Here is an 18,168-nt window from a genome sequence, read left to right on the forward strand (position 1 = left end):
CCGGCCGCGTGGGGAGGGCGGAGGCGCATCGGTGAGCACAGTGGACAGTCCGGTGGGGGTGCCGGCGCCGCTGTTCTTCCTGAGCTACTCCCGGCCGCACCGGGCGGCCGGTGGCCCGTTCGACTACGTGCCGCAGTTCTTCGAGGACCTGTCGGTCCACGTCAGCGAGCTGGTCGGCCCGGAGCCCGGCGTGGATCCGGGCTTCATGGACAGCACCATGTCCGGCGGGCAGCGCTGGACCCCGGAGCTGCTCCGCGCCGCCGGCACCTGCCAGGTCTTCGTGCCCCTGCTGTCCAGCGCGCTGCTCGGCAGCGACTGGTGCGGCCGGGAGTGGCACGCCTTCTCCCGCCGCCGGGTGCTGTCGCGCAGCCCCGGCTTCTCGGCCCACGAGACGGCGATCGTGCCGGTCAACTGGTCACCGACCCATGAGACGGACCTGCCCAAGGTGGTCCGCGACATCCAGCGGTTCTCGCCGACCCCGATGCCCGCCGACGTGGTGGGCAAGTACGAGCGGGAAGGAGTCTACGGATTGCTGACCCTGCGGTTGGAGAACGAGTACCGGGCGGTGGTCTGGCGGCTCGCCCAGCGCATCGTCGCGATCCACCGGGCGTGCCGGATCGAGCCCCTGGTGCCGGCGGGCGTCGGCGAGCTGCGCAACCTCTTCGCCGGGGGGCGGGGATGAGCCGGCGGGCCGGCGCGGCGGCCACCCGGCGCGGGACGTACTTCTTCCTCAGCTACGCCCACTCGGTGCCGCCGCACGGCGGGCACACCGACACCGACACCTGGGTGAACCGGTTCTTCGCCGACCTGTCGGCGGAGGTCTCCCGGCTGGCCCGGCCGGCGGCCGGGATGGGGATCGGCTTCTACGACCAGGAGATCCCGCTCGGCGCGGACTGGAAGGCCGCGTTGGCCGAGGCGCTCGGCCGCGCCCAGGTCTTCGTGCCGCTGTACTCCCCGGGCTACTTCCGCCAGTCGTGGGCGCAGGGGGAGCAGGCGTCCTTCCGGGGCCGGCTGGCCGTCGCCCCGGGCGCCGACCCGTCGATCCATCTGGCGCCGGTGCTCTGGATCCCGTCCCCCACCTGGGAGCTGCACCCCGACCTGGTGCCCGCGCGGGCGCTCGGGGAGGGGCTGCCCCGCTATGCCGAGGACGGGGCGCGGGCGCTGTGCATGCTGGACGTCTACCACGACCAGTACGCCGCCCTGCTGGCCCGGCTGGCCGGCCGGATCGTGGACGCGGCCGAACGTCACCCGCTCGCCCCGTCCCGGGCACCCGGGCTGGACGAGGTGGCCCGGCCGGCGCCGGCCGACCCGGACCTGGCGGTGGCCGTGCTGGCACCCACCCGGGACCGGCTGCCCGCCGGCCGCGGCGCCAGCCGGTACGCCGCCACCAGCCGCGGCTGGCGCCCCTTCGGCGACCAGCAGAAGCTGCCGGCGGCCGAGTACGCGGTCAGCACCGCCGAGCGGCTGGGCCTGTCGGCCCGTCCGGTCGACTTCGACGCCGCGGGTGACCTGCTCGACCGTCGGCCCGCCGTCCTGCTGATCGACCCGTGGGTGGCGGCGGCGCCCGGCGCGGTGGGCGCGCTCGTCGCGGCCGTGCGGGGCCTGCGGCCCTGGGTGGTGCCCGTGGTGATTACCGACGCGGACGACCCGCAGAGCGGCGCGCGGCTCGCCGGTGACGTCACCACGATGTTGCAGAATGCGGGCGTAGCGCAGGTCAAGCGGGCGGGCAGCGTGCGGGAGTTCGTCGCGCTCACCCCCGCGCTGGTCGACGAGGCCCGCCGCCAATACCTGAAACACGGCCCGGTGACGGAGTTCCCCGAGCCGCCGGAGCCACCGCCCAGCCTCCGGGACGGGCCCCGGCCCCGGCCCGACCGGGCCGAGCAGACGGAAGCCCACGACGACCCGGCGTCACCGTTCCCCCATGGAGAGAACCGATGAGCAACGATCGCGAAGGTCAGGTCGTCACGTTCTACTCGTTCAAGGGCGGGACGGGCCGGACGATGGCCCTGGCCAACGTCGCCTGGATCCTGGCCGCCAACGGCCGGCGGGTGCTGGTCGCCGACTGGGACCTGGAATCCCCCGGCCTGCACCGGTTCTTCCACCCGTTCCTCGACGCCGAGGCGATCCAGAACACCAGCGGGGTCATCGACATGATCCGCGACTACGAGTGGGAGACCACCCGGACCGTCGACCGGCCGGACCGCTGGGTCGAGCAGTTCGCCCGGGTCGGCCGGCACGCCTTCTCGCTGCGCTGGACCTTCCCGGACGGCGGCAGCCTGGACTTCCTCTCCGCCGGCCGGCAGAACAGCGACTACGCGGTGTCGGTGAGCGGCCTGGACTGGGACAACTTCTACAACCGGCTGGGCGGCGCGCAGTTCTTCGAGGCGCTGCGGGCGGACCTGCGGCGCGAGTACGACTACACCCTGATCGACAGTCGCACCGGCCTCAGCGACGTCGCCGACATCTGCACGCTGCACCTGCCGGACACCCTGGTGGACTGCTTCACCCTCAGCGACCAGGGCATCGAGGGGGCGGCCCGGGTCGCGCACTCGGTGCGGGACCGGTTCCGCCGCCGCGACATCCGCATCCTGCCGGTGCCGATGCGCGTCGACCAGGCCGAGAAGGAGAAGGCCGAGGCCGGCCGCTCGCTGGCCATGCGCCGGTTCGCCGGGCTGCCGACCGGGATGACCGAGGCGGAACGCCGGCGGTACTGGGCCGCGGTGGAGGTGCCGTACCGGCCGTTCTACGCGTACGAGGAGACGCTGGCGACCTTCGGCGACCCGCCCGGCTCACCGACCTCGCTGCTGGCCGCGTTCGAGACGCTGACCGGGATCCTCACCGACGGCGAGGTCACCGCGCTGCCGGTGATGGACGAGTCGGTCCGGGAACGGGGCAAGGCCCGCTTCCGGCGCCGGACCGAGGCGGTCGACGACCAGATCGTGCTCCGGTACGCCCCCGAGGACGCGGTCTGGGCGGAGTGGCTGGAGCGGGTGCTCACCGCGGCCGGGCTGCGGGTGGTCGAACCGGCCGCCGCGGTCGGCTCGGCGGCCAGCCCGGCGCCGCGGACGCTGACCGTGGTCTCGCCGGCCTACCTGGCCACGCCCGCCGGCAGCCTGCCGCCGCGGGAGCCGAGCACCGGCTCGACGGCCCTCGCCGCCTACGTGGCCGACCTGCGACCGCTGGCGGAGTTCCCGGCGCAGGCCTCCGCCCAGCTGGTCAACGTCAGCGCGGAGACCGCCGTGGAACGGGTGCTGCGGCTGGTCGGCCGGCCCGTGCCGCCGGCCGCCCAGGGCGCGCCGGCCGGCGCCGCCCGCTATCCCGGCGCGGAGCCGGCGATCTTCAACGCGCCGAACCGCAACGCCCGGTTCACCGGCCGCGAGGACGACCTGGCGGAGCTGCGCCGGCAGTTGCAGAGCGGGGGCAGCGCGGTGGTGCTGCCCGTCGCCCTGCAGGGCATGGGCGGCGTCGGCAAGACCCAGGTGGCACTGGAATACGTGCACCGCTTCCGGTCCGCGTACGACCTGGTCTGGTGGATCGTGGCGGACCCGCCGCAGTTCGTCGACACCTCGGTGGCCGACCTGGCGCCGCGGCTGGACCTGCCCACCGGGCCGACGCTGCCGGACACCGTGCAGACCGTGCTCCAGGCGCTCGGCCGCGGCGAGCCGTACGAGCGGTGGCTCGTCGTCTTCGACAACGCCGAGGAGCTCGAACACATCGAGCAGTTCCTCCCGCAGGGCTCCGGGCACGTGCTGCTGACCTCGCGCAACCGGGCGTGGGGGGAGCGGGCCAACCCGATCCAGGTGGACGTCTTCGACCGGGCGGAGAGCGTCGCCCACCTCACCCAGCGGGTCCCGGCGATCAGCCCGGAGGAGGCGGACCGGGTCGCCGAGGCGCTCGGCGACCTGCCGATCGCGGTCGCCGCGGCGGGCGCCTGGCTGGCCGAGACGGGCACGCCGGTCCCCGACTACCTGCGGCTGATCGAACGGCACGGGCCCAGCGCCCTGTCGGTGGAGGCCACCTGGGACCTGTCGCTCAACCGGCTGCGGGACCAGGCCCCGGCCGCCTACCGGCTGTTGCAGCTCTGCTCGGTGCTGGCGCCGGAGATCGCCCTGGACCTCATCTACAGCGACGAGATGGCCGGCGCGCTGGTGGCGTACGACCCGTCGGTCTCCGAGCGGCTGGTGCGCGGCGCCCTGGTCCAGCAGATCAACCGGCTGGCGCTGCTCAAGCTCGACGTGCAGGGCGGCCGGATCCAGGTGCACCGGCTGTTGCAGGCGGTGGTCCGGGACCGGATGACCCCGGAGGAGATCGCCGAGGCCCGGCACCAGGTCCACCTGGTGCTGGCGGCGTCCCGGCCGCGCGGCGACGTGGACGACCCCGCGACGTGGCCCCGGCTGCGGATGCTCTGGCCGCACCTGGAGGTGTCCGAGGCGGTCACCTGCCCGGAGGAGTCGGTGCGCCAACTGCTCATCGACCGGGTCCGTTACCTGTGGCAGCGCGGCGGCCTGACCCAGGCCGAGGAGTTCAGCCAGCAGGTGGACGAGCTCTGGTCGGGGCAGCTCGACGGGCCGGACGGCGGCGGGGCGTTGCCGCGGCAGCTGCTGCACCTGCGGTTCAACCGGGCGAACATCCTGCGCAGCCTGGGCCGGTTCGCCGAGGCCCGGGAACTCGACGAGGCGGTCCTCGCCGAGCAGCGCCGGGTGCTCGGCGAGCTGCACCCGCACACCCTGATGACGGCCGGCAGCCTCGCCGGGGACCTGCGGGCCCTCGGCCGGTACGGCGAGGCGCTGGACCGGGACCGGGCCACCTACGCCTCCTGGGTGCAGGTGCTCGGTGAGGACGACCGCCGGACGTTGAGCGCTGCCAACAACCTCGCCGTGTCGTACCGGCTGGTCGGCGACTACCGGGCGGCCCGGCGCTGGGACGACGAGGTGCACCAGCGGCGGCGGCTGGTGCTCGGCCCGACCAACCCGTACACCCTGATCTCCGCGGTCCGGCTCGGTACGGACCTGCGCGAGGCCGGCGAGTACGAGAAGTCGGTGGCGCTGCTGCGCGGGGTGCTGGACAGCTTCGTGCAGGTGCTCGGCGCGGAGGACCAGCAGACCCTGACCGCGCAGGTGAACCTCGCGGTGTCGATGCGCAGCGTGGGCCGGCCCGCGGAGGCCGCGCCGATGTTCGAGGCCGCCTACCGGACGCTCGTCGACCGGTTCGGGCCGCACAACCCGGACACGGTGGCCTGCCGGTCCAGCCGGGCGGCGAACCTGCTGGCCGTGCAGGACGAGGCCCGGGCGCTGGCCGAGATGAACGTGGTGGCCCGGGCGTACGAGGAGGTGCTGCGCCTCGGCCCGACGCACCCGCACACGCTGGCGACGCTGAGCAACCGCTCCGCCGCCGAGCGTGCCCTGGGCCGCCGTTCCGCGGCCCGGGCCACCGCCGGCCGGGCCGCGGAGGAGCTGCGCAAGGTGCTCGGCACGGACCACCCGCACACCCTGGCCGCGGAGGTCAACCACGCGGTCTGCCTGGCCGAGGACGGCGACTGGGAGCAGGCCCGGGACCGGCTGCGCGACGTCGCGGAGCGGCTCGCCCGCGCGGTCGGCGCGGGCCACCCGGACACGCTGCGCTGCCTCGGCGACCTGGCCCTGGTCACCCGGCGGGCCGGGGGCGGCGGGCCGGAGGCGGACGACGCGGCCGCGGCCGACCGGCTGGCCGACGTGATCGGGCAGGACCACCCGAGCGTGCAGACGTTGCGGGAGCGCCGGCTGGTGGTCCGGGTGATCGACCCGAACCCGTTCTGACCGTCGTCGCGCCGCTCGCCGGGCGCGGTTCGCCCGGCACCGGCCCGGCCGGTCTCAGCGGCACCGGCCCGGCCGGTCTCAGCGGCACCGGCCCGGCCGGTCTCAGCGACACCGGCCCGGCCGGTCTCAGCGGCGCCGGACGTCGGCCAGTTCGGGGGTGGTCAGCCAGGCGAGGGTCTGCGGCAGGATCTCCACCGCGCCGAAGTGCGCCGCGCCGGGCTGCACCTGGACCTCGGCGTTGGTGATGCGGTCGGCGAGCCACCGGGAGTGCGCCACCGGGGTGAAGCGGTCCTGCTCGCCGTGCCACAGCCGCACCGGCGCCCGGATGGCGCCGAGGTCGAAACCCCAGCCCCGGCGCAGGGCGAGCACGTCGTCGATCCAGCCGTCCGGGCCGTGCCGCAGCGCCTCCGCGTACATGGCGGCCAGCAGGCGGCGGATCGTCACGTCGTCCACCACCCGGATGTCCGGCTCGGTGAGCTGCGGGCGGAGGAACTCCAGCAGGGTGACCGGGTCCCGCTGGGCGTCCTGGGCGCGCAGGGTCAGCGACAGCCGTAACTCGGCGGCGTCCTCGTCGGCCAGGCCGAAGTCGTCGACGTTCGCGTCGGCCATGCCGGCGTACCAGTCGAGGTCGGGGGAGCCGGCGGGGGCGAGCCCGACCAGCACCGCGGCCCGGGTCACCCGCTCCGGCAGCAGCGCGGCGCAGGCCAGGGCGTGCGGGCCGCCGCCCGAGCGGCCCACCACGGCGAACCGCTCGAGGCCCAGGTCGTCGGCGATCGCGGCCACGTCGGCCGCCGCGTCGGCCACCCGGCGACCCTCCCGCCGGTCCGAGTCGCCGTAGCCGGGCCGGTCGTAGCAGACCAGGTGCACCCCGAGCCGGTAGAGGACGACCGGGCGGGGGCGGGGGCCGCTGCGGCTGCCGGGAGTGCCGTGCAGCAGGAACACCGCGGGCCCGTCGGGCGCGCCGGAGGTCTCCACCGCGAGTCGCCGCCCGTCGGGGGTGACGACGGTGCGCTGCGCGTCGTTTTCCAGCGTCACGGTGGCCTCCCGCGGGTTCGTCATGTGCTCCCCCGAAGCGGAGACGCGCATCGGTGGCGCAAAGCCCCCGAAACCGCCCAGAACACAGTCCTGCTGTGCAGCGTACTGCCCGGCGTGTGCCCCCGCCATGGGCCGGCGGGCCAATGCCGGCCGGCGGGCCCGGCCGACCGGGCCGCTACCCTGGTAGCCCGAGGAAAGGGGCGCCGAGCAGGTGGCTAGGACCTACAACGTCGTGACGTACGGCTGCCAGATGAACGTGCACGACTCCGAGCGCATCTCCGGCCTGCTGGAGCGGGCCGGATACGAGCGTGCCCCCGCCGGCGAGGAGACCCCGGACGTGGTGGTCTTCAACACCTGCGCGGTCCGGGAGAACGCCGACAACCGGCTCTACGGCAACCTCGGCCGGCTGCGCCCGGTCAAGGACAAGCACCGCGACATGCAGATCGCCGTGGGCGGCTGCCTGGCCCAGAAGGACCGTGGCGAGATCGTCCGCAAGGCGCCCTGGGTGGACGTGGTCTTCGGCACCCACAACATCGGTTCGCTGCCGGTGCTGCTGGAGCGCGCCCGGCACAACGCCGCCGCCGAGGTGGAGATCCTCGAGTCCCTCGACGTCTTCCCCTCCACGCTGCCGACCCGCCGCGAGTCGACGTACGCCGGCTGGGTGTCGATCTCCGTCGGCTGCAACAACACCTGCACCTTCTGCATTGTGCCGTCGCTGCGCGGCAAGGAGCGCGACCGCCGCCCCGGCGACATCCTCTCCGAGGTGCGCGCGCTTGTCGACGAGGGCGTGCTCGAGGTGACCCTGCTCGGCCAGAACGTCAACTCCTACGGGGTGGAGTTCGGCGACCGGTACGCCTTCGGCAAGCTGCTGCGCGCCTGCGGGGAGATCGACGGGCTGGAGCGGGTCCGGTTCACCAGCCCGCACCCGAAGGACTTCACCGACGACGTGATCGCCGCGATGGCCGAGACCCCGAACGTCTGCCACTCGCTGCACATGCCGTTGCAGTCCGGCTCCGACGACGTGCTGCGCGCGATGCGCCGCTCGTACCGGTCGGAGAAATACCTGGGCATCATCGAGAAGGTGCGGGCGGCGATGCCGGACGCGGCGATCACCACCGACATCATCGTCGGCTTCCCCGGCGAGACCGAGGCCGACTTCGCCAGGACCCTCGACGTGGTCCGCGCGGCCCGGTTCTCCTCGGCGTTCACCTTCCAGTACTCCAAGCGCCCCGGCACCCCGGCCGCGACGATGGACGGCCAACTGCCCAAGCAGGTCGTGCAGGAGCGCTACGACCGGCTGATCGCCTGCGTCGAGGAGATCACCTGGGCGGAGAACAAGCGGCTGCTGGGGGAGACCGTCGAGGTGCTGGTCGCCGTCGGCGAGGGGCGCAAGGACGAGCGCACCGGCCGGATGTCCGGCCGGGCCCGGGACGGCCGGCTCGTGCACTTCGCGACCGGCGACCTGGCCGGGTCGATCCGCCCCGGCGACATCGTGCACACCACCATCACGTACGCCGCCCCGCACCACCTCAACGCCGACGGCGCGCCGCTGTCGCACCGGCGTACCCGGGCCGGCGACGCGGCCGAGGCGGGGCGGGCCCCGCGTACCCCGGGGGTGCTGCTCGGGCTGCCCACGGTCGGCGCGCCGGCCGCGGCACCCACCCCCGCCACCGGCTGCGCCGCGCACTGAGGTGTAAGGAGGGGCCCCTTATTAACAGACGTCTGTTAATAAGGGGCCCCTCCTTACACCTCAGACGGTGATCCGCCCGGCGCCCGCGCCGCCGGTCACGATCGACTTGACGCTGCTCGCGCCGTCCAGGGTGTACGGGTACGGGATGCCCGCCACGCTGCCGCCGGTCTGCCCGCCGCCCGAGTTGACGAAGTGGTTGTTCCGGGCGACCAGGCTGCCCGGCCCGGAGCTGCCCTCACCGAGGTGGTACGGGTCCTTGACGTTCTCGAAGTAGTTGCCCTCGACCAGGACCCCGGCGTTCATGGTGGACGCCACCCCGTAGCCGCTGTTGGCGTAGTAGTAGTTGTTGTAGACGTGCACCGGGTTGCCGAAGCGGACCCGGGGGTGGCGCTGGGTGCTGGCGTCGAACCAGTTGTGGTGGTAGGTCACCCGCAGGTGACCGGCGTCCTGCCCGCCGTTGTCGTCGCTGTGCCCCAGCAGCATCGACTTGTCGTGGTTGAACACCCGGTTCCAGGACACGGTGACGAAGTCCGAGCCACGCTTGATGTCGACCGCGCCGTCGTACCCCTGGCTGAAGGTGTTGTGGTCGATCCAGATGTTGGTGGCCGACTCCTGGACGTTGACGGCGTCGTCGTTCCAGCCCCGGAAGGTCAGGTTGCGGATGATGACGTTGCGGTCCCCGCTGATGTTGAGGCCGCAGCCGACGATTGTCGCGCCCGCGTTGCCGAGAATGGTCTTGTTCGACCGGACCCGCAGCATGCCGGTGCAGGAGATGGTGCCGGAGACCCGGATGACCGCCGCCCCGGTGGCCCCGAGCGCGCTGCTGAGCGCGCTCGCGCTGGTGACGGTGGTGGTCGGCCCGCCGCTCCCGCCGGTGGTGCCGCCGTTCTGGGTGGCCCAACCCACCAGGCCGCTCGGCGGCGGGACGGGCGGCGGCGACTGGGACGGCGGCGGGCCGCTGGTCGGGCCGCTGGTCGGGGTGGTGCCGCCGGTGCAGGTCACCCCGTTGAGCGTGAAGCTGGTCGGCGCCGGGTTGCTGGTGTTGTTCCAGGTCCCGTTGAAGCCGAAGGACGTGCTCGCCCCGGTGGGCAGGCTGGCGTTGTAGCCGACGTCGGTGGCGGTGACGTCGCTCCCGTTCTGGGTCACGGTGGCGTTCCACGCGTCGGTGGCCCGCTGGCCGGCCGCGAACGACCAGCGCAGCGTCCAGCCGGAGATCGGGTCGCCCAGGTTGGTGACGGTGACGTTGCCGGTGAAGCCGCCGGACCACTGGCCGCCGACCGAGTAGGTGACCGTGCAGCCGGTGGCGGCGTGCGCGGTGACGGCGGTCAGCACCCCGGTGACGAGCAGCGCGGCGGTGGCGGTGGCGGTGATCAGCGTCTGACGACGCGGGGTGGCGTGCATGGTCTGTTCCTCTCCGCTGGAGGTGGGAGGCGGCCCGTGGCCGTCGGCGTCGGCCACGGGCCGCTCCCGATCTGGAGGTGGTGCCGGGGTTCAGCAGGCGGTGCCGGCGAGCTTGACCGAGGCCGGGGCGGCGGCCGTGCCGTTGGCGGTGAAACCGATCGTCACGGAGGCGCCGGCGGCGAGGGTCCGCGACCACTCGGGGGCGGCGGCGGTCACCGTGCCGCCGGACTGGGTGACGGTGGCGTTCCAGCCGCTGGCCAGCGTCACCCCGGACGGCCAGGTCCAGGTGACGGACCACGGGTTGACCGCGCCGGTGCCGGTGTTCTTCACGGTCAGCTCACCCTGGAAACCGCCCGCCCAGGCGTTGACCTGCTTGTACGTCGCCGTGCAGGCCCCGGACGGGGGCGGGTTGGTGGGCGACGGCGAGCCGGTGCCGGTCGGCGTGGGGCCGGGGCCGCCGCCGCCCACCGGCGCGATCAGGTACGGCTGGAGGATCGCCTGCTTGGTGGTGTTGATGTTCGTCCAGTCGTCCAGCGCGATGCCGCCGGTGTCGCCCGAGTTCGGGTTCCACGACCAGTAGGTGAAGGACATGCCGGTGACCCCGGTGCCGGTGTAGGCCATCAGGTTCTGCAACCACACCTTGTCGCGCGGGTCGGCGAGGGTGCTGCCGAACTCACCCATCATGATCGGCGCGATGTTCTGCTTGTACAGGTAGCCCCAGTACTTGTCCCAGATCGCCGGCAGGTTCGCCGGGTAGCTCGGGTCCTTGAACCAGGTCTGCTCGTAGACGCTGGTGGCGTACTCGTGCGGCGAGTAGACCAGCCGGTTGGCCACGTTCAGCCGGACCGGGAACTGCCCGGCCTTGGAGAGGTTGCCGCCCCACCAGCCGCAGTCCTCGTCGTTGCTGGGGTCGTTGTCCCAGACGTTCGACAGGCCACCGCTGGGGCAGCTCACCCCCTCCACGAAGATCAGCCAGTTCGGCTGCACCCCGAGGATCGCGTTGCCGGCCCGCTCGGCGGCCAGCCGCCAGTCCCGGGCGGTGTCGCCGCAGCCCCAGCAGGCGCCGGTGGCCGCCGGGTTCGTCCCCTCGGCGTGCGGCTCGTTGTGCAGGTCCGCGCCGATCACCGTCGGGTTGTTCGCGTACCGCTGGGCGAGCATCTTCCAGTCGGCGATCCAGGTCGCCTCGGAGACCGTCGAGGTGTACCAGAGCGGCGACTGGCCGGCCGCGGTCGGCCGGTGCCGGTCCAGGATGACCCGCATCCCCTTGCCGCCCGCGTAGTCGATCACCTTGTCCAGGATCTGCAACGGGGAGAGGCCGACCAGGTCCGGGTTGACGAAGTCGTTGATCCCGGTGGCCGTCGCGCCCGGCTTCAACGCGTCGTTCGAGTACGGGATGCGCAGCGTGTTGTAGCCCAGCCGGGCCATGGTGTCGAGCTGGCCGCGCCACGGGTTGCTCGACCACAGGCCGTGGAAGGTCTTGTTGTCGGTTTCCATGCCGAACCAGTTGATGCCGGTGAGCCGGACGGTGGCGCCCGTACTGTCGACGATCTTGTTGCCGCTGGTGTGCAGGTAGCCGGTGCCGGTTCCGCCGCTGGCGGCGGCGGCCGGGGAGGTGCTGACGGCGGCGGCGACGAGGACGCCGGCCGCGGCGGTGGCGAGTGCGGCGAGCGCGCCGCCGAGAGCGGTGGGTCGGTGCATCGGAGCTCCACTTCGGATGCCCGCGCGGCGCAGCCGCCGCGGGCGGTGAGACCCAGGGGAGACGGCCCGCTCCTCATCGAGTACGCGGACAGGGCGCATCGGGCCGTGACGTGTGGACGGCCATCGCGGGCAGCGCCGGCGACGGTCGGCGGCAACACGCCGCCGGTGCCCTCGTGCCGGTGCCGGATCTCAGCTCCGTCGCCCATTCTGATCAGCTGACGTCGATGCGTCAACGGGTGGACGCGCGGAAGCCCCCGATCCCGCGCGGGGACCGGGGGCTTCCGGGGTGGATCAGGTCAGCTGGACTGCTCGGCCAGCTGGAGGAACTGCCGCTTGGAGGCGAGCGCCTGCTCGGCCTCCTTGACCCGGCGGGCGTCGCCGGCGGCCTGGGCCCGGGCGAGCCGCTCCTCGGCCTCGGCGACCTGCGCCCGCATCTGGGCCAGCAGCGGGTTGTCCTCCTTGGTGGTGCGCCGCCACGCCGAGTCCATCACCTCGCGGACCTTGTCGTCCACGGCGCGCAGCCGGCGCTCCAGGCCGGCGGCGGCCTCCCGCGGCACCCGGCCCGCCTCGTGCCACTGCGCCTGGATCTCCCGCAGCTTGGCCTGGGCGCCCTTCGGGTCGCCGTCGACGTCCAGCGCCTCGGCCTCGACCAGCAGCGCCTGCTTGCGCTCCAGGTTGGCCCGCTGCTCGTTGTCCCGGGCGGAGAAGACCTCGCTGCGGCGGCTGAAGAACCCGTCCTGTGCGGCGCGGAACCTCTCCCAGAGCTTCTGCTCGGCCTCCTTGGACGCCCGCGGCGCGGCCTTCCACTGGTTCATCAGGTCCTTGAGCTGGTTGGCGGTGGCCGCCCAGTCGGTGGAGTCCTTCAGCTTCTCGGCCTCGGCGACCAGCTCCTCCTTGACCCCCTGCGCCTGCTTGCGCTGCTGGTCCAGGGAGGCGAAGTGGGCGCCCCGGCGCCGGGTGAAGCCGTCCCGCGCGGCGGCGAACCGCTTCCACAGCTCACCGTCGGTCTTCTTGTCGACCCCGCGGATGGTCTTCCACTCGTCGAGGATCTCCTTGAGCCGGTCACCGGCGGTCTTCCAGCCGGTCGACTCGGCGGCCAGCTTCTCCGCCTCCTCGACCAGCGCGGTCTTGCGGGCCACGGCCTCGACCCGGGCGGCGTCGCGGGCGGCGCGCGCCTCCCCGGCCTTCTCCTCGGCGACGGTGGCGAGCTTGTCCAGCCGGGCGGCCAGGGCGTCGATGTCGCCGACCACGTGCGCCTCGGGCAGCGAGGCGCGGATCCGCCGGATCGTGGTCAGCGAGTGGCCGGCGTCCGCCGCGCCCGAGTTGAGCCGGGCCTCGGTCAGATCCACCTCGGTCACCAGGTCGGCGTAGCGGCGGGCGAAGTGGGCCAACCCCTCCTCCGGGGCCCCTGCCTGCCAGGACCCGACCACCCGCTCGCCCTCGGCCGTCTTGACGTAGACGGTGCCGTCCGCGTCCACCCGTCCGAAGGCAGTCCAGTCGCTCATGTGCCCATCCTCGTTCTCCCGGCGTCGACGGGACACTCCCGCGATCGCCGCCACGGCGCAGCCAAGTTACTCCCGGCATTGTCACAGGTCCGACCCGGTCCGTGTCGAGCGCCTGTCGTCGACCGTGACCATACGGTGTCGTATCTGCCGCGGACCGCCAGGACGACGGGTGTGTCGGAAGTTAGCGTACCGTGTACGGTAGTGCGTACGGCACGCGCCGGCCGGCGCCTGTGCCCGACCAAGGAGGACGCCCGATGACCCAGTCCCGTACCCAGCTCCTGCCCCCGGTCGACCCGGGCTTCGTCCCCGACCCCGCCGACCTGGCCGAACTGGATGCGTGGTTCCGCGACTACGACGCGCTGGCCGAGGCCGGCGACGTGGCGGCCACCGCCGACCTGGCGATGTTTCCGCTCAACGCGGTCACCGACGACGCCGCCGGGGAGGGCTCGGCCCGGCAGCTCGACCGGGCGGCGTACCTGGAGATGATGGGCGGGGTGCTCAGCGGCGGCGGCGACCTCACCATGGAGTCGCGGCGCACGCCCTACTTCCTCACCCGCAGCCTGGTCGTGGTCTTCACCGACGCCGAGTTCACCGTCGACGGGGTGAAGCAGCGGGTCCGCTACGCCGACCTGCTGGTCCGGTCGGGCGGGAAGTGGCGGTTCCAGACCATGGTCCAAGGCGGGTGGGGCGGCCAGGCCGGCTGACCCACCGCCCGTCCGGGCCGGCGGGTGCGGCGACGTCCGGGTTGGCGGGTGCGGCGACGTTCGGGATGGCGGGTGCGGCGACGTCCGGGATGGCCCGGCCCGGGCGACCGATACGGTTGCCCCGTGTCACTGGTCGCCGCCGCCGTCTGCCCGCACCCGCCGCTGCTCGTCCCGGAGGTGGCCGGCGCCGCCGCACCGGAGCTGGACGACCTCCGGGCCGCCTGCGCCGCCGCGCTCACCGCGCTGCTCGCCGCCGCGCCGGACGAGATCGTCCTGGTCGGTGCCGGCCCACGGACGACCGGGTTCGGTGCCGCCGACCGTGGCTCGCTGCGTCCCTACGGCGTCGACCTGGCCGTCCAGGTCGGGCCGGCCCCCGGCGCGGGCGTCCCGGACGCCCTCCCGCTGAGCCTGACCATCGGCGCGTGGCTGGTCGGCCGCGCCGACGTGCCCCGGGCCGCCGAGGCGGTCGCCGTGGACGCCCCGCCGGCGGAGTGCGTCGCGCTCGGCGCCCGGCTGGCCGGCCGACCGGCGCGGCGCACCGCCCTGCTGGTGCTGGGGGACGGGTCGGCCTGCCGTGGCGTGCGGGCGCCCGGCTACCACGACCCGCGCGCCGAGGCGTACGACGAGGGGGTTGCCCGGGCCCTGGCCGGCGCGGACGTCGCGGCTTTGCTCGGCCTGGACCCGGTGCTGTCGGCGGCGCTGAAGGTCGCCGGCCGGGCGCCGTGGCAGGTGCTGGCCGGCGCGGTCCGGGCGGCCGGCGGCGACTGGCGGGGCCAGCTGAGCTACCACCGGGCCCCCTACGGCGTTGCCTACTTCGTGGCGAACTGGGTGAGTTCATGAGCACCGTCGTCGCCGTGGTCGGGCCGACCGCGGCGGGCAAGTCGGCGCTGAGCATCGCCCTGGCGCACGCCCTCGACGGCGAGGTGGTCAACGCCGACTCGATGCAGCTCTACCGGGGCCTGGACATCGGCACCGCCAAGCTCACCCCGGCCGAGCGGGAGGGCGTGCCGCACCACCTGCTCGACATCTGGGCGGTGACCGAGCCGGCCAGCGTCGCCGAGTACCAGCGGCTGGCCCGCGCCGCGGTCGACGACATCCTGGCCCGGGGCCGGGTGCCGCTGCTGGTCGGCGGGTCCGGCCTGTACGTCCGGGCGGTGCTGGAGCAGTTCGAGTTCCCCGGCACCGACCCGGTGGTGCGGGAGCGGCTGGAGGCGGAGCTGGCCGCGGTCGGCCCGGCGCCGCTGTACGCCCGGCTGCGCGCGGCGGACCCGGTCGCGGCGGCCGGCATCCTGCCCGGCAACGGCCGGCGGATCGTCCGGGCGCTGGAGGTGATCGAGCTGACCGGGGCGCCGTTCACCGCCGCCCTGCCCGAGCCGACACCTTTCTACCCGTCCGTCCAGCTCGGGGTCGACCTGGACACCGCGCTGCTGGACGAGCGGATCGCCCGGCGGGTGGACCGGATGTGGGCCGACGGCCTGGTCGCGGAGACCCGCGAGCTGGCCGGCCAGGGCCTGGCCGAGGGGCGTACGGCCAGCCGGGCGCTGGGCTACCAGCAGGTGCTGCGCCTGCTGGCCGGCGAGCTGACCGAGGCCGAGGCGCGCGACGAGACCGTGCGGGCCACCCGGCGGTTTGTCCGGCGGCAGCGGTCCTGGTTCCGCCGGGACCCGCGGATCCACTGGCTGGACTCGGCCGCGCCCGCGTTCCTCGACACTGCCCTGCGGATGGTCGCCGACCATCGGCGATGATGGGGGTGTGGAGTTCACCAAGGGCCATGGCACCGGCAACGACTTCGTCATCCTGCCCGACCCGGACGGCGCGCTCGAGCTGACCCCCGCGCTGGTTGCGGCGCTCTGCGACCGCCGCCGCGGGATCGGCGCCGACGGCGTGCTGCGGGTGGTGCGCGCGGCCAAGCACCCGGAGGGCGCGGCCCTGGCGGGCGAGGCCGAGTGGTTCATGGACTACTGGAACTCCGACGGGTCGCTGGCGGAGATGTGCGGCAACGGGGCCCGGGTCTTCGTCCGCTACCTGCTGGAGACCGGCCTGGCCGTCCCGTCCGGCGCGGCGCTGCCGGTGGGCACCCGGGCCGGCGTCGTGCGGGCGCGGGTCGAGGGGGAGACCGTCGCCGTCGAGATGCGCCGCCCCCGGCTGTACGACGCCTCGGCCGCCGCCCTCGGCGGGCTCAGCCTGCCCGGCACCGCGGTCGACGCCGGCAACCCGCACCTGGTCTGCCCGCTGCCGGCCGGCCTGGAACTGGCCGCGCTGGACCTGACCCGGGCTCCCGGCTACGACCCCACGGTCTTCCCGGCCGGGGTGAACGTCGAGTTCACCACCCCGGCCGAGCCGGTCGACGGCACCGACGGCCACGTGCTGATGCGGGTCTACGAGCGCGGCTCCGCCGAGACCCTCTCCTGCGGCACCGGCGCCTGCGCGGTCGCCGCCGTGGCCCTGCGCGACCAGGGCCGGAACACCGGCACGATCACGGTGGACGTCCCCGGCGGCCGCCTCACGGTGACGGTCACCGACGACTCCTGCTGGCTCGCCGGCCCCGCCCTCCTGGTAGCCACCGGCACCCTCACCCCCACCGCCCTGACCTGACCTGACCCGACCCCAGGACCGCGTCGATCATGAAGTTTGGGTCAGCCCGGGCCAGATTCTCGACGCAAACTTCATGATCAACTAGTGCGGCCCGGGACGGGCCGGGCGGGGGTTAGGGGGTGGCGGAGGCTTCGGCGGCGATCTCGGGGAGGTCGGCGGGGGGGTCGGGGGTGGTCGCGGGGGCGGGGGTGTCGGTGAGGTTGGGGGCGGTGGCCGGGTTCTGCGCGGCGGCGCGGACCGCCGCGGCGACCGCGGGGGCGACCCGGGAGTCGAAGACGCTCGGCACGATCACCGTCGGGTTGATCTTTTCCTCGCCCACCACGTCGGCGATCGCCCGGGCGGCCGCGAGGGCCATCTCCTCGGTGAACTCCTCGGCGTGCGCGTCGAGCATGCCCCGGAACACGCCCGGGAAGGCGAGCACGTTGTTGATCTGGTTCGGCTGGTCGGACCGGCCGGTGGCCACGATGGCGGCGTGCTTGCGCGCCTCCCGCGGGTCCACCTCCGGGTCCGGGTTGGCCAGCGCGAAGACGATCGCGTCCTTGGCCATGGCGGCGATGTCGTCCCCACGGAGCAGGTTTGGCGCGCTCACCCCGATGAACACGTCCGCGCCGCGGATCGCCCCGGCCAGGTCGCCGGCGTAGCCGTCCTTGTTGGTGTTGTCGGCCAGCCACTGCCAGGCCGGGTTGAGCCCGGTCAGGCCGCGGTGCAGGGCGCCCTGCCGGTCGTACGCGATGATGTCGCCCACGCCCTGGCGCAGCAGCAGCTTCATGATCGCGGTGCCGGCGGCGCCGGCGCCGGAGACGACCACCCGGACGTCCGCCAGCTGCTTGCCCACGACGCGCAGGGCGTTGGTGAGCGCCGCCAGCACGCAGATGGCGGTGCCGTGCTGGTCGTCGTGGAAGACCGGGATGTCCAGCGCCTCGCGCAGCTTGGCCTCGATCTCGAAGCAGCGCGGCGCGGCGATGTCCTCCAGGTTGATCCCGCCGTACGCGGGCGCGATGGCCTTGACGATGGCGACGATCTCGTCGGTGTCCTGGGTGTCCAGCACCACCGGCCAGGCGTCCACCCCGCCGAAGCGCTTGAACAGCGCCGCCTTGCCCTCCATCACCGGCAGCGAGGCGGCAGGCCCGAGGTTGCCCAGGCCGAGCACCGCCGAGCCGTCACTGACCACCGCGACGGTGTTGCGCTTGATGGTGAGCCGGCGGGCGTCCGCCGGGTTCTCCGCGATCGCCTGGCAGACCCGGGCCACCCCCGGGGTGTACGCGCGGGACAGCTCGTCCCGGGTCCGCAGGGACACCTTGGAGTGCACCTCGATCTTGCCGCCCAGGTGCAGCAGGAAGGTGCGGTCGGAGACCTTGCGGACGTCCACCCCGTCCAGCGCGGTGAGCGTGTCGACCACCTGGTCGGCGTGGCTGGCGTCGGCGGTGTCGCAGGTCAGGTCGACGATCACGTTGGCGGGGTCGGAGTCGACCACGTCCAGGGCGGTGACGATCGCGCCGGCCTCGCCGACGGCGGTGGTGAGCCGGCCGATCGAGGACGCGTCCGCGGGCACCGCGATCCGGATCGTGATCGAGAATCCGGCACTCGGCAGTCGGGTGATGGCCACGGATAAATCCCTCCGTCAACGCTGAGCGGCTCGCAGCATTTCTACTCGCCCCCTGGACACGCCCGGTAGCCGCCCCCGCTACCGGTGGGTACGGCCACGGGCATATAGCAGGTGCGCCTGGCGTTGCCACATGTCAGGA

At 73.9% G+C, this 18,168-nt stretch carries 13 protein-coding genes; 8 read left to right on the forward strand and 5 right to left on the reverse strand.

All coding sequences use genetic code 11. The annotated features are described in order from the left end of the window. Positions 1-31: 31 nt before the first annotated feature. From K7640_RS04615 to fxsT, 3 genes are read left to right on the forward strand one after another with little or no spacing between them, the layout of a single operon-like run. Positions 32-682 carry a TIR-like protein FxsC gene (locus K7640_RS04615; protein WP_222953423.1) on the forward strand — a complete coding sequence of 217 codons (651 nt, stop codon included), beginning with the start codon at positions 32-34 and terminating at the stop codon, positions 680-682. Beyond that, a complete protein-coding gene (locus K7640_RS04620; RefSeq protein ID WP_222953424.1) occupies positions 679-1,938 on the forward strand; it encodes a TIR-like protein FxsC in 1,260 nt (419 codons plus the stop codon). Before K7640_RS04615 ends, K7640_RS04620 begins: the two co-directional genes overlap by 4 nt. After that, positions 1,935-5,795, forward strand: a complete 3,861-nt coding sequence (gene fxsT / locus K7640_RS04625; protein ID WP_222953425.1) for an FxSxx-COOH system tetratricopeptide repeat protein — start codon at positions 1,935-1,937, stop codon at positions 5,793-5,795. The genes K7640_RS04620 and fxsT overlap by 4 nt, the downstream gene beginning before the upstream one ends. A 126-nt stretch (positions 5,796-5,921) precedes the next feature. On the opposite strand, the gene K7640_RS04630 is transcribed toward fxsT, so the two are convergent. Further along, positions 5,922-6,830 carry an alpha/beta hydrolase gene (locus K7640_RS04630; RefSeq protein ID WP_308042455.1) on the reverse strand — a complete coding sequence of 303 codons (909 nt, stop codon included), beginning with the start codon at positions 6,828-6,830 and terminating at the stop codon, positions 5,922-5,924. Between the two features lie 211 nt (positions 6,831-7,041). Between K7640_RS04630 and miaB the strand changes: the two genes are divergently transcribed. Further along, entirely contained in the window at positions 7,042-8,520 is a 1,479-nt protein-coding gene (miaB, locus tag K7640_RS04635; RefSeq protein ID WP_222953427.1) for a tRNA (N6-isopentenyl adenosine(37)-C2)-methylthiotransferase MiaB, read from the forward strand. 60 nt (positions 8,521-8,580) lie between these two features. On the opposite strand, the gene K7640_RS04640 is transcribed toward miaB, so the two are convergent. From K7640_RS04640 to K7640_RS04650, 3 genes are all read right to left on the reverse strand, one after another. Beyond that, the gene (locus tag K7640_RS04640) at positions 8,581-9,978 is read right to left on the reverse strand and encodes a cellulose binding domain-containing protein (RefSeq protein ID WP_374198051.1); all 1,398 of its coding nucleotides are present in this window, start codon (positions 9,976-9,978) and stop codon (positions 8,581-8,583) included. Between the two features lie 33 nt (positions 9,979-10,011). Then, a complete protein-coding gene (locus K7640_RS04645) occupies positions 10,012-11,619 on the reverse strand; it encodes a cellulase family glycosylhydrolase (protein WP_222953428.1) in 1,608 nt (535 codons plus the stop codon). 296 nt (positions 11,620-11,915) lie between these two features. Then, complete coding sequence (locus K7640_RS04650) at positions 11,916-13,124, reverse strand: DUF349 domain-containing protein (RefSeq protein ID WP_222953429.1); 1,209 nt, start codon at positions 13,122-13,124, stop codon at positions 11,916-11,918. A 254-nt stretch (positions 13,125-13,378) separates the two neighbouring features. Here K7640_RS04650 and K7640_RS04655 point away from each other — a divergent pair, with 254 nt between their 5' ends. The 4 genes from K7640_RS04655 to dapF all read left to right on the forward strand — a co-directional run bounded on the left by K7640_RS04655 (position 13,379) and on the right by dapF (position 16,423). Further along, positions 13,379-13,828, forward strand: coding sequence for a hypothetical protein (locus K7640_RS04655; RefSeq protein WP_222953430.1), 450 nt, complete (start codon positions 13,379-13,381; stop codon positions 13,826-13,828). 123 nt (positions 13,829-13,951) lie between these two features. Further along, on the forward strand, positions 13,952-14,668 hold the full coding sequence (locus tag K7640_RS04660; protein ID WP_222953431.1) for a class III extradiol dioxygenase subunit B-like domain-containing protein: 717 nt from the start codon (positions 13,952-13,954) through the stop codon (positions 14,666-14,668). Continuing rightward, a complete protein-coding gene (miaA, locus tag K7640_RS04665; RefSeq protein ID WP_222953432.1) occupies positions 14,665-15,573 on the forward strand; it encodes a tRNA (adenosine(37)-N6)-dimethylallyltransferase MiaA in 909 nt (302 codons plus the stop codon). The genes K7640_RS04660 and miaA overlap by 4 nt, the downstream gene beginning before the upstream one ends. Positions 15,574-15,580: 7 nt before the next feature. Then, positions 15,581-16,423, forward strand: coding sequence for a diaminopimelate epimerase (gene dapF, locus K7640_RS04670; protein ID WP_222953433.1), 843 nt, complete (start codon positions 15,581-15,583; stop codon positions 16,421-16,423). A 112-nt stretch (positions 16,424-16,535) separates the two neighbouring features. On the opposite strand, the gene K7640_RS04675 is transcribed toward dapF, so the two are convergent. Continuing rightward, a complete protein-coding gene (locus tag K7640_RS04675; RefSeq protein ID WP_222953434.1) occupies positions 16,536-18,029 on the reverse strand; it encodes an NAD-dependent malic enzyme in 1,494 nt (497 codons plus the stop codon). Between the last annotated feature and the right edge of the window lie 139 nt (positions 18,030-18,168).

This window comes from Micromonospora sp. PLK6-60, from assembly GCF_019890675.1.
Taxonomy (GTDB): Bacteria; Actinomycetota; Actinomycetes; order Mycobacteriales; family Micromonosporaceae; genus Micromonospora.

Excerpts from the sequence above, each read along its gene's own strand:
- K7640_RS04620 (WP_222953424.1), top strand. The coding sequence starts at position 679 with ATGAGCCGGCGGGCCGGCGCGGCGGCCACCCGGCGCGGGACGTACTTC.
- fxsT (WP_222953425.1), top strand. The coding sequence starts at position 1,935 with ATGAGCAACGATCGCGAAGGTCAGGTCGTCACGTTCTACTCGTTCAAG.
- K7640_RS04645 (WP_222953428.1), bottom strand. The coding sequence starts at position 11,619 with ATGCACCGACCCACCGCTCTCGGCGGCGCGCTCGCCGCACTCGCCACC.
- K7640_RS04650 (WP_222953429.1), bottom strand. The coding sequence starts at position 13,124 with ATGAGCGACTGGACTGCCTTCGGACGGGTGGACGCGGACGGCACCGTC.
- K7640_RS04655 (WP_222953430.1), top strand. The coding sequence starts at position 13,379 with ATGACCCAGTCCCGTACCCAGCTCCTGCCCCCGGTCGACCCGGGCTTC.
- miaA (WP_222953432.1), top strand. The coding sequence starts at position 14,665 with ATGAGCACCGTCGTCGCCGTGGTCGGGCCGACCGCGGCGGGCAAGTCG.